Origin of the sequence: Leptobacterium flavescens (assembly GCF_010671605.1) — a bacterium.
GTDB classification, from domain to species: domain Bacteria; phylum Bacteroidota; class Bacteroidia; order Flavobacteriales; family Flavobacteriaceae; genus Leptobacterium; species Leptobacterium flavescens.
This window is the reverse complement of the sequence record NZ_JAABOO010000005.1, coordinates 21,868-34,779: the sequence shown is the minus strand read 5'-3', so window position 1 is coordinate 34,779 and position 12,912 is coordinate 21,868. Positions and strand designations below refer to the sequence as shown.

The following is a 12,912-nucleotide window of genomic DNA, read 5'->3' as shown; positions in this document are numbered from 1 at the left end:
AAACAATGAAATCAAACATACTGATCATAGGTTCCGGATTTTCTTCTCTAGCTGCCTCTTGCTACCTGGCTAAAGCAGGGCATAATGTAACTGTTTTGGAGAAAAATAAAAGCCTGGGCGGAAGGGCAAGGCAACTTAAAAAAGATGGCTTTGTTTTCGATATTGGCCCTACCTGGTATTGGATGCCTGATGTCTTTGAACGTTTTTTTAATGACTTCGGTAAAAAACCTTCTGACTACTATACCCTTCAAAAACTCAATCCTGCCTACAGTGTATATTTCGGAAAGAACGACGCGATCACCATCGCCGATACTCTCGACAAGATTTGTGATGCTTTTGAAAAAGAAGAAAAAGGAAGTGCAGCAAAACTGAGGAAGTTTATATCCCAGGCAGAAAACAACTATGAGGTAGCCATTAAAGACCTCGTTTACCGTCCCGGTTTGTCTCCCCTGGAGCTCATTAGCCCGCAAACTATCAGAAAGATAGGATTGTTCTTCAGTACTATTAAAAAACAGGTACGGAAAGAGTTTAAGAACAAACGACTGGTTCAGATCCTTGAATTTCCCGTATTATTTCTGGGTGCAAAACCCGGAGATACACCTTCCTTTTACAACTTTATGAACTATGCCGATTTCGGGCTCGGAACGTGGCATCCGCTAAACGGAATGTACAGTGTAATTGAAGGTATCTCCGCACTGGCAATCGAATTGGGGGTAGATTTTAAAACCGGGCAAAATGTAGAAAAGATACTGGTAGAAAACGGAGAAGCAAAGGGACTGATAAGCAATGGAAAGAAAGTTGAGGCTGATATTGTCTTAAGTGGCGCGGACTATCATCATACCGAATCGCTTTTAGCTCCTGAGTACAGGGCTTATTCCGAAAAGTACTGGAGTAAAAGGACTTTTGCTCCCTCTTCCCTGCTCTTCTATGTAGGTTTTGATAAAAAATTAGATAATGTAGAACATCATACCTTATTCTTTGATGTTGATTTTGATATTCATGCAGATGCTATCTATGACGACCCGCGATGGCCGGCAAATCCCCTTTTCTATGCCAGTTTCCCTTCCAAAACCGACAAAAATTCGGCACCCGAAGGTTGTGAGGCCGGTATCTTTCTTATTCCCCTTGCTCCGGGCATAGAAGACACCCCTCAATTACGGGATAAATACTTTGATCTTATTGTTGGAAGATTCGAAAACATTACAGATCAGCAGGTTAAAAATAATGTTATCTTTAAAGAGTCGTTCTGTGTCAACGATTTTGTTAAAGAGTACAATTCTTATAAAGGAAATGCATATGGTTTGGCAAATACCCTTATGCAAACCGCCTTTTTAAGGCCTAAGCTGAAAAGCAAAAAAGTGAAGAACTTATATTTTACCGGGCAATTAACCGTTCCCGGCCCCGGAGTTCCTCCTTCGCTTATTTCAGGCAAACTGGCCGCAGAACTAATACAAAATCAAAACTGATTCGATATGAAAGCTATCTTTGACCATGTTTCCAATAAATGCAGCCGTATTGTTACAGGATCCTACAGCACCTCTTTTTCTATGGCTGTTAAGATGCTGGCGCCTGAAATCAGGCAGGACATATACAACATATATGGTTTTGTTCGCTTTGCGGATGAGATCGTCGATAGTTTTCACGATTATGAAAAAGAACAGCTTTTCAACGATTTTGAGAAGGCCCTGGATGATGCTTTAACTCAAAAAATAAGCCTTAACCCCATTCTGAATTCTTTTCAACATACCGTTCATAAATACCAGATAGAAGATGAACTGATCCGGGCTTTTATGAAGAGTATGAGGCTGGATCTGGTTAAAAGTGTTTATGAAACACAGGAGGAGTATGAGGAATATATTTACGGTTCTGCCGATGTGGTTGGACTGATGTGTTTAAAGGTATTTGTGAATGGGGGTATCGAAAAATTCGAGCAACTCAAATCTTCGGCTATGGCCCTGGGTTCTGCTTTTCAAAAAGTGAATTTCCTCAGAGATCTGAAAGCCGATTTTGAAGGATTAAATCGCACTTATTTTCCGAATACAGACCTCAACAGCCTGGATGAAGCCTCCAAACAACGGATCATCGATGAGATAGAAAATGATTTTGCTCTGGGTTATGAAGGTATTTTAAAATTGCCCGTAGAAGCCAAATTCGGGGTGTATACCGCTTATAAATATTATACAAAGCTGTTGACCAAACTGAAGAAGACGCCTCCGCTCGAAATAAAGAACACCCGTATCAGGGTTCCCAATTATCAAAAATTCGGGTTATTGGCTTCCTCATATCTGAATTATAGGCTAAATTTGATATAACTAAAAACAAACTGATGAACACTCTGATCTGGATAGGTATTTTTATTCTTTCGTTCTCGGTAATGGAATTTATGGCGTGGTTTACGCATAAATACATCATGCATGGTTTTTTGTGGAGTCTTCATAAAGATCATCACAAAAAGGATCACGATTCCTGGTTTGAGAGAAACGATGCTTTCTTTCTTTTCTATGCAGTGGTTAGTATGAGTTTTATTTTTATCGGGAATTACACCTCATTCTGGTACGGATGGCCGATCGGTTTGGGGATTGTAGCCTATGGTTTTGCCTATTTTATGGTACACGACATCTTTATTCATCAGCGTTTTAAGCTTTTCAGAAATGCAAATAACTGGTACGCCAGGGGTATCAGGAGAGCACATAAAATGCATCATAAACATCTGGGAAAAGAGGATGGGGAATGTTTTGGAATGCTGATCGTTCCGTTTAAGTATTTTAAAAAGTAAATTACTGCCCTACCAACTGATCTATCTGGTTTCTCACCGTATTGCTGTTCCAGTCTGCAGCACCTTTCTTTTTAATGGCAATCTTACCGTTCTTATCTATCAGGAAAGTAGCGGGAATACTATTGGAATTAATTTCTTCCGGGATGGTAGTCAGGGGTTGGAATACAGGAATGTTGTATCCGTTCTTATTTAAAAAGCTTAGTACTCTTTCCTGTTCTTCATGCGTAACAAAAAGAAAAACCACCTCTTCCTTATAATCATTGTATAATTCCTGCAAGCTTGGCATCTCGGCAATACAGGGAGGGCACCACGTAGCCCATAAATTAACCAAAACCACTTTGCCTTCGGCATCCCTAAAATCAAAACTTCCTGTCCTGTCCCCGCTGATCTGATTTAAGTTCCATTCATAGGTAGACAGGGATGACCTGTCCTCTACGGAAACCACCGACGGACTAAACGCCAGTAAGCGATTGGTCCATATCTTTAAGGTCTTCCCTACCGGAGTAAAAAGAAAAACAACAATAAAGATCAGAAGACCGAGGTTGGAAAGTTGATTTTTAGATAATTTCATAACTTCATTTATATTCTTTATAGTCGGGGATTTGTTTTGATTCTGACATTTTTAATGCAGTACCTAATCCTCAATAAGCTCATCCAGTAGCTTTCGTACTCCTTTGCTGTTCCAGTTAGCGATCCCGAACCTTTCCAGGGCAATATACCCGTCTCTGTCTATTACGTAAGTAGAAGGGATCTTATCGGCATCAAAAGGCATTTTCTCATCAATAATAAGGTAGGTTACCGGAAAATCATATCCCCTTTTCGCCATCAGTTCTTCTACCGGTTCCCTGGTTTCATTGGTGATCAGGTAAAAACGAACCTTGCCTTTATAGTCGTTGTACAATTTCTGAATACTTTTTGCTTCTGCTATAGAAGGGATCCTCCAGGAAGCCCAGAAATGTACAAAGATCACTTCTCCTTTAGAATCTTTAAAATTAAAGAAATCCCAGTTCTCATCTTTGAGTTTCCAGTCGAAATCAGAAATTTTCTGACGATCCTCAACCTTAATGGTCTCCGGGCTGAAAGCCATGATACGGTTTAAAAGGATCTTACTCTCATGCCCCAGCGGGGTGATAAAAAATGCTAAAACAACTGCAATAATTAATATATTGATGAGTAGTCGCTTCTTATTCTTCATGGAAATTTATTTTGACAGATTCTTTTAATATAGCAGTGCTCCATAAGTGCTTTTAAAAACATCTTATAATGCAATTTGAAATCCATTTGAGTTCTGGACAAAACTACTAATTTTAAAAGAGAGAAAGGACAGCTTTAATATTTTATTAAGTTGATATTAGCTCTTAAGCAACATCGTTAATGATCCTTATTTCCTTTCTGCTGAAATTAACGATTCTGGCATCTCTGAGTTCATTCAGGATGATATTAAGGGTAGAGCGTGAAGTACCTATTAAACCGGCAATATCTTTTTGCGTATAGGGGTGCTCAATGACCTTATCTCCCGTTTCCGGACAGCAGTGCCCGTACTCTTCATAAAGTTCCAGAAGGAACTCTAATAATCGGGTCTTGGAGTCTTTAAAAAGTAATAACTGAAGTCTTCTTTCCAGCTTTTTGATCCTAAAGCCCAGGATCTTGTGTATTTTAAGGCTAAACGACTGGTTTTCCCGCATCATATCCTGCATCACATCGGAAGTAAGAACGCAGATAGATGTTCGCCTGCTGAAGGACCGTGCAAATTCATCTCTCTTCTCTTCTCCCAGGATCGCTTTTTCCCCGAAGATATCTCCTTTAGACAAAATAGCAGTGACCACTTCCTCCCCATCATCGGTATAATATCCTATTTTTATTTTTCCTTCATTAATAAGATATACCTTATTGGCACGATCTTCCTGCATATAAATATAGTCTCCCTTCTTGTAGAAGTCGAAACTGTGCTTCTCTTTAAAACCTTTATACTTATGAGGGCAAAAGATCTTAAATAAGTCTACATCGTCTAAAAACCAGAGTGATTTCATTGTTATTTAATTAGCTATTTCTAAGGTCGTTGGAAAATCGATTTATTAACACAATTCCTATCACTAAAATTTATGTCTCAATAGTCTAGCATTATGAAATTTATTAAAAAAATTTATTTTTAGTAAATCTTTAACTACATTTCTATAGTTAAGTTAGCTAGCTAACAGTTTCTTTTTAACATTTATCCCATATTTGTCCTATCAAAATTATATACTATTTGATTTAGTGTATATTCGATACATATCATTTGTATTAATAATTGTTACTTGATTTTTTATTACCCCTATTAAAATGGTTTAATTTTTTATTAAACAAGTTTTATTACCCAACAAAAAAACCCTGACGTCTCCGTCAGGGTTTTTTCTTTTATCATAATTCAGGATCAGGCGTTCTGCTTCTTTATAAGATTTAGTGCAGATCCTTCTTTAAACCATTCAATTTGAGAATCGTTATACGAGTGATTCGCTTTGATCACATCTTTTGTTCCGTCAGCGTGAACCACTTCAATGGTTAACTGTTTTCCGGGAGCAAAATCGGTCAGATCGATAAAATTGAAAGTATCGTCTTCCTGGATTTTATCATAATCACTCTCATTAGCGAAAGTAATTCCCAGCATTCCCTGCTTTTTAAGATTGGTCTCGTGAATCCTTGCGAAAGATTTCACCAATACTACCTTCACTCCAAGGTGACGTGGCTCCATGGCAGCGTGCTCTCTGGAAGATCCTTCTCCGTAGTTGTGATCTCCAACCACTACTGTTGGTATTCCCTGAGCTTTATATTCACGCTGTGTATCAGGTACCCCACCGTATTCACCGGTTAACTGGTTCTTTACAAAATTTGTTTTCTTGTTATAAGCATTCACCGCTCCGATAAGACAGTTATTCGAAATATTGTCGAGGTGTCCTCTGAAGCGTAACCATGGCCCTGCCATAGAGATATGGTCTGTTGTACATTTTCCGAATGCTTTGATCAGCAATTTAGCTCCTGTAATATTCTGTCCGTCCCATGGCGCAAACGGAGTAAGTATCTCCAGACGCTCAGAGGTTGGGCTTACGCTCACCTCAACACCGGAACCATCTGCAACAGGTTCTACATATCCTGCATCTTCCACATCAAAACCTCTTGGTGGAAGCTCGATCCCTTGTGGTTCGTCAAGTTTTACTTCTTCTCCGTTCTCATTGATCAGAGAATCGTTTACAGGGTCAAAGTCAAGACGCCCGGAGATCGCAATAGCTGCAACCATTTCCGGCGAACCTACAAAAGCGTGTGTATTCGGGTTACCATCGGCTCTTTTTGAGAAGTTCCTGTTAAAGGAATGTACAATGGTATTCTTTTCTTCTCCTTTAAGGTCACTTCTGTCCCATTGCCCGATACACGGACCACAGGCATTTGTAAAGATGGTAGCATCCAGGTCTTCGAAGATCTTAAGCAATCCGTCTCGTTCTGCCGTATATCTGATCTGCTCGGATCCAGGGTTGATACCGAAGTCTGATTTTGCCTTAATATTTTTATCTACAGCCTGCTTTGCAATAGAAGCTGCTCTGGTAAGATCTTCATAAGAAGAGTTCGTACAGGATCCTATCAATCCCCAGTCTACCTTGATCGGCCAATCGTTCTCTCTGGCCTTATCGCCAAGTTCTCCAACAGGAGTGGCAAGGTCCGGAGTAAAAGGTCCGTTCAGGTGAGGTCTTAACTCAGACAGGTTGATCTCGATCAGTTCATCAAAATACTGCTCAGGATCTGCATACACTTCTTCATCTGCAGTAAGGTATTCTTTTACTTCATTGGCTGCATCCGCAACATCTGCTCTTCCGGTAGCCCTTAAATAGCGCTCCATAGAATCGTCATAACCGAAGGTAGAGGTAGTAGCTCCAACTTCAGCACCCATATTACAAATAGTACCTTTACCTGTACAAGACATAGCTTTGGCACCTTCGCCAAAATATTCAATAATAGCTCCGGTTCCTCCTTTTACGGTCAGGATACCTGCTACTTTAAGGATCACATCTTTAGGTGCAGTCCATCCGGAAAGTTTTCCGGTTAGTTTTACACCGATAAGTTTAGGGAATTTAAGCTCCCATGGCATTCCTGCCATCACATCAACAGCATCAGCTCCACCAACTCCGATAGCCAGCATTCCCAATCCTCCTGCATTAACAGTGTGAGAATCTGTTCCGATCATCATTCCTCCGGGGAAAGCATAATTTTCCAGTACTACCTGGTGGATAATCCCTGCTCCCGGTTTCCAGAAACCTATTCCGTATTTATTTGATACAGAAGCGAGGAAATCAAAAACCTCACTACTGGTTGCATTTGCGGTTTTAAGATCGATTGCCGCCCCCATTTTTGCCTGGATAAGGTGATCACAGTGTACTGTAGTAGGTACGGCTACCTTAGCCTTTCCTGCCTGCATAAACTGTAATAACGCCATTTGTGCCGTAGCATCCTGACAGGCAATCCTGTCGGGTGCGAAATCTACATAATCTTTTCCTCTTACAAATGCGTTTTCAGGGTTCCCATCCCAAAGGTGAGCATACAATATTTTTTCTGAGAGTGTTAAAGGTCTTCCGACAACTTCGCGTGCTTTGTCAACACGTTCTGCTATCCCTTCGTACACTCCTTTAATCATTTCAATATCAAAAGCCATAAATGTATTAGTTTTTAGTTTGAAAGTCCTGCGAATTTACGAAAATAGGTTAAGCTTTTAAAGCCCGGAATCAATAAATCCTATCCGTGAAATTCTGCGTAATTGGTCAATTAGTCGAAGAAAATCCGGATTACTTTTAAAAAATAATTAAATCTTTAAAAAATTGAGGAATACACAATTATACCCCTCTTTTTTTATGTAGTCTACAATTTTAGAATGGTTATAAATTACAGAAGTTCAGATATAATTTTATCGATCGTAAGACCTTCGGCCTCTGCTTTGTAGTTTTTGATGACCCTGTGCCTTAAAATTCCAGGTGCAACCGACTTTACATCTTCTATATCCGGAGAGTATTTTCCGTTTACCACTGCGTTGGCTTTAGCCGCAAGAATAAGGTTTTGAGATGCTCTCGGACCTGCTCCCCAGTCTACATACTGATTTACAAGTTCCGGAGCGTATTCGCCACCCGGTCTGGTCTTACCTACCAGTTTTACCGCGTATTCGATAACGTTATCTGCAACGGGAACTTTACGGATAAGATGCTGGATCTCCACGATCTCCTTTGCAGTAAACAGAGGATTGACTTCCTGACTTAACTGAGAAGTAGTCGATTTAACCACCTCAACTTCTTCCGCATAGGACGGGTAATTCAGTTCTATGGCAAACATAAAACGGTCCAGCTGAGCTTCGGGCAAGGGATATGTCCCTTCCTGCTCTATCGGGTTCTGGGTTGCAAGAACAAAATAGGGTAAGTCCAGCTTGTAGTGATGTCCTGCTACAGTTACTGCTCTTTCCTGCATAGCTTCCAGCAGGGCCGCCTGGGTTTTGGGAGGAGTCCTGTTAATCTCATCTGCCAGGATTATATTGGCAAAAACGGGGCCCTTAACAAATTTAAACTCACGGTTCTGATCCAGGATCTCACTTCCGAGAATATCACTCGGCATAAGGTCCGGGGTAAACTGAATACGCTTGAATTCAAGCCCAAGGGTTTGGGCAATGGTATTTACCATGAGGGTTTTGGCCAGTCCGGGAACTCCTATCAACAAGGCATGTCCTCCGGCGTAAATAGATAATAAGATCTCATCTATTACTTTTTCCTGACCTACAATTACTTTTGCAATTTCTTTTTTAAGTACCTGGTGTTTTTCTACCAGGCTGTTAACGGCAGCTACGTCTGACATATAATTATTTTTTAAGCCAGTTAAGGGCAAAGTTACAGCTTCTGTTATCAGGACTTACATTGATGTATGTATCCTTGATCTTTTTTACTGTCCATTCTTCTATAACTTTGCGTTGCTTATCTCTTAGTGCCAATTCCTGGATCTTAAGATAATCCTTTGAAAAGTCGGCGGGATGTTCGTCGTGTCTGTCTGTTACTCTTAATATTTTATATCCGGCAATATTTCCGGTATCTCCTTCCTGAATAACCGGAAGTGATATTTCGTTTCCTTTCAGGTCTCTCACCTGATTGTAAAGGATCGGATCGATTTTGTTAAGTTCAAAACGCGTGTCAAAATTCGTTGGGTTTCTCAACACCCCTCCGTCGAACTTGGTTTCTTTCTGATCTGAAAATTCTTTTGCTGCCTCTTCGAAGGTCATCTCTTTATCCATTATCCTCTTACGGATCAGGTTGAGTTCTTCTTTCGCCTCATCCATGGCTTTATCGGATACTTCAGGCTTTAACAGGATGTGGCGTACATCCAGCTCCTGCCCTCTTATCTTTTCTACCATAAGTATATGCCATCCGAAGTCAGTTTCGAAAGGATCTGAAACCTGTCCTTCTTCCAGAGAATAGGCAACGTCTTTAAACTCTTTTACAAAGTTTGTCTTTTTGTTGATCGAATAAAAACCTCCTTTAGCTCTCGAACCTTCATCCTTGGAATTCAGAATAGCCTTGGTTGCAAAACTGGCTCCGTTTTCCTCAACGTCGCGCTTCATTTCCTTTAAACGATTTACCACACGGTCTATCTCTTCCTTGGAAGCTTTTGGCAGCTTTACGATCTGAGCCAATTCCATTTCCGCACCGAAAACAGGAAGCTCATCTTTTGGGATCTTATTAAACCACTGACGAACTTCTTCGGGAGTGATCTCTATCTCTTCCAGGATCTTGGATCTCATCCTGTCTGATAATTCCCTTCCTTTTTCTATTTCGAAAAGCTCTTCCCTGAAACTTTCTTCACTGTCCTTATTGTAAAACTGCAGTAACTTTTCCATAGAACCAACCTGCGCAACAAATTGCTCGATCTTATAGGAAACCACATTCTGTATCTCGGTATCGGATACCTCAATACTATCCTGAACAGCATGGTGTGCATACAATTTGTCTTCCATCAGCTTTCCGAGCAACTGACATTTGGTAACGTCTTCTGCTTTTCCTCCCTGCGATCTGATGTCTATCAGGATCTTATCCACATCAGATTCCAATATCACATAGTCTCCGATCACCGCAGCCACTCCGTCTACTTTAATTCTCGTAGTTACTTGGGTTGTATCTGCTGTTTTTACAACATTCTTGCTCGCTTCTTCATTAACTATTCCTGAGGCCACTTCCTGTGCTGTCAGAACCTGTACAGCCAAAAATGAAAAAAGGCCTGCTACATAACTAATTCTTTTCATAAACTTCAAATTGTTTTTTTTGAATAGCATCATCAATTAAATCTTTTTCTAAATTCCTAATAAACTCCAGCTTTCTTTTGTTTAAGATAATCTGCTGAATGGTTGGTTTGACATATTCTAAAGGAGCAGTTTCATTACGCTTTAAAATGTCATTCACATGCACCAAATATACTTCTAAAGAATCTGTTAGCTCAAAAAATTGTGATTTTTTTAAGTATCTGCTTCTGTTATTGGCATTTATCAATGGTACTTTCTGAATAAACTGCACTGCTTTTATCCATATCGAGTCGTTTAAGGAGAAAGATTTGAACTGTAATGCAATAGCTTCCAGCTCTAATTTATCTTCCTCGTTAAAACGGGTCAATCGTTCTTTTACACTTTCTACATCTGAAAAACTCTGGTCTATCTGTACATATCTCAGCTTTAAGAGTTCTTCATTCAGTTTAAAATTCTCTTTGTGGTCTTCATAATACCGGGTCAGTTCGTCCTCAGAAATAATCGTATCCATCCCCTGATTCACAAGTGCTTCCTTATAAGCCGCCGTTAAAAGATCTATCCTGTATTCTTCGATCAATCTTTCAAATTCGGCCATCTTGTCCTTATCGAGGTTTATTTTGGCCCTCTCTACAAGCAATTGTTTTTTGGCCCAGCCATTAATATAGTTCTGAACGACCATTGCACTGTCATCCTTGTTAAGACGCTCACCTAACAGGGTATTGATCTCATCTTCATATAAATAATTCTCTCCAACCCGTGCAACCGCATTTTCATCACTTTTCTTCTCAAAAATCGTGCAAGAAAAAAAGATCCCAGCAAGGGCCACACAAAAAAATTTCTTCACCATTATTTAGTCAGTTCTTTCTTTACTCGTTTTAGTACTTTTTTATCGATCTCAACCGAATGCTTTTTTCTCAGCTCCAAAAGCCATTCTTTCTGAAGTTTTTCCTGATAATCGTTTATAACCCGGCCTCTTACTTCTTCGTAGGCTTTGGGTCCCGGCTCCATTACTTCCAGGGTCCGGATCACATAATAGTGATCTTTTTCCTTAGTATTTGAAATCCCTTTAACAGGATCATAGGAAGCCGGTAAACGCTTATCTGAAATTTCGAAAACCCCTTCATTAAATAACAAAATTGACTTTTCTTTATTATTCAGCAAAGTGTTAATTTCTTCTATTGTTTTATTCTGCCCGAAGAGGCCTTCAATTTTAGAGGCCAGCTCCGTATTTCTGGTGGAGGCTATTACAACCTTTATCCTCCTGTCCCATAAATAATTCTCCTTGTTCTCTTCATAAAAATCCCTTCTTTCCTTGCTTTCCGTTTCGGATTTCTGAAGGATCTCCCTCTGAAGGATCTCAAACAGCAATAGACCATCTCTGTACTCTCCAACTATATGGGCAAACTCTCTGTTGATCTCCTCCAGGTGCTCTTCGTAATACTGCAGCAACTGATCGTTCAGGTATCGCTCATAAAGTTCTGAAAGTACCTTTTTAAGGTCCTTAGAATTAATGCGGAACTGTGCCCTGTAGAGGTGCTCGGCAAAATGATCTGCTTTAATTTCCGTATCCTCTATCGTGTAGAGCGTTTTATTCAGCAAAGAAGCACCCAAATATTTTTTAAACCAGTTCCTGTTTAAGAATTCCTCATTTACAGATGCCAGCACTTCTTCTTTTACATCTTCGTATTCCTTAAAACCAAAACGCTTTTTAAGCCCGTCCAGAAATCCTTCGGTAATCTTCTGCGACCGTTGATCTCTTCTCAATCTTGTTTCCAGTCCTGGTTTTTCTTCTTCATAACTTCCTATCGGAGTTTTCCGGATCACCTTAACGATATGCCAGCCGTACCTGGTCTGAAAGGGTTTGGACACCTCTCCTTCTTCCAGGGAGAATGATACATCCTCAAAATTTTTCAAATTGTTTTTCCCGGATTTAAAAGCGGGTAACCTCCCACCTAAGGCAGCGCTCTCCCTGTCGTCCGAATACTGCCTGGCAAGTAATTCAAAATCCACTCCGTCCTGGATCTTACGGTAGATATCCTGTATTCGTTTACCCGCCGGATATATACTGTCTTCCTCTTCCGAATATTTGGCCATGATCTGCCTTACTTCTACTTCTCCTCGGTGATCCCGAACATCATTCACCCTGAGGATATGATATCCGAACCTGGTACGGAAAGGTTCTGAAATATCCCCCACCTCAGTACCGTAAGCCATTTCTTCGAAAGGGTACACCATTCTGAAAACAGAAAAGTATCCCAGTTCTTCCCCGAAAACACTTTGGCCGTCATGTACCTTCTTACGAACCGAATCAAAGTCGTTTTCCAGGGCTTCTTTCCTCAATTCCTTTAAGCGGTTAAATACCCTTAAAGTATCTTCGGGTGTAGCCTTCTGATCTAATCTGATAAGAATATGGCTTGCATTTATTTCTTTTCTGGAACGATCATATGCCTGCTGTAAAAGCCGGTTGGTAACTATCGTATCTGTCAGGTAATTTTTAGAAAGTTGCTTTCTGAATTTCTGAAACTCCCTGATATAACTTTCCTTTTTATCCAGCCCGATCTCCTTTGCTTCAAGGACCTTTAGTTTAAAATCGATATAATTCCGGATCTGTTCGTCTATATCGGTATCTTTTTGATCCTGTGTCTGCTGTCCGTTCTTATTATAGAACCACAGGAACTCATCCGCATAATAGGGTGCGCCGTCTATGGTGAGTAATACCTCACCGGCTGATTGTGCTCTGACTCCAAAAAACAGGCAGAACATAATAATAGACAAGCACAAATATTTCATTGAAATTGCGTTTACTGGCAAAAATAACAATTAGAGAACAGCGCGCAAATTTCCG

At 40.2% G+C, this 12,912-nt stretch carries 11 protein-coding genes; 3 read left to right on the top strand and 8 right to left on the bottom strand.

All coding sequences use genetic code 11. From position 1 onward, the window contains the following. Nucleotides 1-5 precede the first annotated feature (5 nt). The 3 genes from GWK08_RS18970 to GWK08_RS18960 are packed head-to-tail and all read left to right on the top strand — an operon-like array spanning nt 6 to nt 2,776. Complete coding sequence (locus GWK08_RS18970) at nt 6-1,466, top strand: phytoene desaturase family protein (RefSeq protein WP_163608840.1); 1,461 nt, start codon at nt 6-8, stop codon at nt 1,464-1,466. Nucleotides 1,467-1,472: 6 nt separating this feature from the next. Beyond that, nucleotides 1,473-2,312, top strand: coding sequence for a phytoene/squalene synthase family protein (locus GWK08_RS18965; RefSeq protein WP_163608839.1), 840 nt, complete (start codon nt 1,473-1,475; stop codon nt 2,310-2,312). A gap of 14 nt (nt 2,313-2,326) precedes the next feature. Continuing rightward, nucleotides 2,327-2,776, top strand: a complete 450-nt coding sequence (locus tag GWK08_RS18960; RefSeq protein ID WP_163608838.1) for a sterol desaturase family protein — start codon at nt 2,327-2,329, stop codon at nt 2,774-2,776. Nucleotide 2,777: 1 nt separating this feature from the next. Here GWK08_RS18960 and GWK08_RS18955 read toward each other — a convergent pair whose 3' ends face one another. The 8 genes from GWK08_RS18955 to GWK08_RS18920 all read right to left on the bottom strand — a co-directional run bounded on the left by GWK08_RS18955 (nt 2,778) and on the right by GWK08_RS18920 (nt 12,857). Next, a complete protein-coding gene (locus tag GWK08_RS18955; protein WP_163608837.1) occupies nt 2,778-3,347 on the bottom strand; it encodes a TlpA family protein disulfide reductase in 570 nt (189 codons plus the stop codon). Between the two features lie 63 nt (nt 3,348-3,410). Then, a complete protein-coding gene (locus GWK08_RS18950; protein WP_163608836.1) occupies nt 3,411-3,971 on the bottom strand; it encodes a TlpA family protein disulfide reductase in 561 nt (186 codons plus the stop codon). A gap of 163 nt (nt 3,972-4,134) precedes the next feature. Beyond that, a complete protein-coding gene (locus GWK08_RS18945) occupies nt 4,135-4,806 on the bottom strand; it encodes a Crp/Fnr family transcriptional regulator (protein ID WP_163608835.1) in 672 nt (223 codons plus the stop codon). A gap of 383 nt (nt 4,807-5,189) precedes the next feature. Continuing rightward, nucleotides 5,190-7,454, bottom strand: a complete 2,265-nt coding sequence (locus tag GWK08_RS18940; protein ID WP_163608834.1) for an aconitate hydratase — start codon at nt 7,452-7,454, stop codon at nt 5,190-5,192. Nucleotides 7,455-7,681: 227 nt separating this feature from the next. Beyond that, nucleotides 7,682-8,635, bottom strand: coding sequence for an AAA family ATPase (locus GWK08_RS18935; RefSeq protein ID WP_163608833.1), 954 nt, complete (start codon nt 8,633-8,635; stop codon nt 7,682-7,684). Nucleotides 8,636-8,639: 4 nt separating this feature from the next. Beyond that, entirely contained in the window at nt 8,640-10,070 is a 1,431-nt protein-coding gene (locus tag GWK08_RS18930) for a peptidylprolyl isomerase (protein WP_239524962.1), read from the bottom strand. Further along, entirely contained in the window at nt 10,057-10,914 is an 858-nt protein-coding gene (locus tag GWK08_RS18925; RefSeq protein WP_163608832.1) for a peptidylprolyl isomerase, read from the bottom strand. The genes GWK08_RS18930 and GWK08_RS18925 overlap by 14 nt, the downstream gene beginning before the upstream one ends. Beyond that, nucleotides 10,914-12,857: a peptidylprolyl isomerase gene (locus tag GWK08_RS18920; protein WP_163608831.1), complete on the bottom strand. Its 1,944-nt coding sequence runs from the start codon at nt 12,855-12,857 to the stop codon at nt 10,914-10,916. Before GWK08_RS18920 ends, GWK08_RS18925 begins: the two co-directional genes overlap by 1 nt. Nucleotides 12,858-12,912 lie beyond the last annotated feature (55 nt).

Excerpts from the sequence above, each read along its gene's own strand:
- GWK08_RS18920 (WP_163608831.1), bottom strand. The coding sequence starts at position 12,857 with ATGAAATATTTGTGCTTGTCTATTATTATGTTCTGCCTGTTTTTTGGA.
- GWK08_RS18970 (WP_163608840.1), top strand. The coding sequence starts at position 6 with ATGAAATCAAACATACTGATCATAGGTTCCGGATTTTCTTCTCTAGCT.
- GWK08_RS18965 (WP_163608839.1), top strand. The coding sequence starts at position 1,473 with ATGAAAGCTATCTTTGACCATGTTTCCAATAAATGCAGCCGTATTGTT.
- GWK08_RS18940 (WP_163608834.1), bottom strand. The coding sequence starts at position 7,454 with ATGGCTTTTGATATTGAAATGATTAAAGGAGTGTACGAAGGGATAGCA.
- GWK08_RS18945 (WP_163608835.1), bottom strand. The coding sequence starts at position 4,806 with ATGAAATCACTCTGGTTTTTAGACGATGTAGACTTATTTAAGATCTTT.
- GWK08_RS18955 (WP_163608837.1), bottom strand. The coding sequence starts at position 3,347 with ATGAAATTATCTAAAAATCAACTTTCCAACCTCGGTCTTCTGATCTTT.
- GWK08_RS18950 (WP_163608836.1), bottom strand. The coding sequence starts at position 3,971 with ATGAAGAATAAGAAGCGACTACTCATCAATATATTAATTATTGCAGTT.
- GWK08_RS18935 (WP_163608833.1), bottom strand. The coding sequence starts at position 8,635 with ATGTCAGACGTAGCTGCCGTTAACAGCCTGGTAGAAAAACACCAGGTA.
- GWK08_RS18925 (WP_163608832.1), bottom strand. The coding sequence starts at position 10,914 with ATGGTGAAGAAATTTTTTTGTGTGGCCCTTGCTGGGATCTTTTTTTCT.
- GWK08_RS18930 (WP_239524962.1), bottom strand. The coding sequence starts at position 10,070 with ATGAAAAGAATTAGTTATGTAGCAGGCCTTTTTTCATTTTTGGCTGTA.
- GWK08_RS18960 (WP_163608838.1), top strand. The coding sequence starts at position 2,327 with ATGAACACTCTGATCTGGATAGGTATTTTTATTCTTTCGTTCTCGGTA.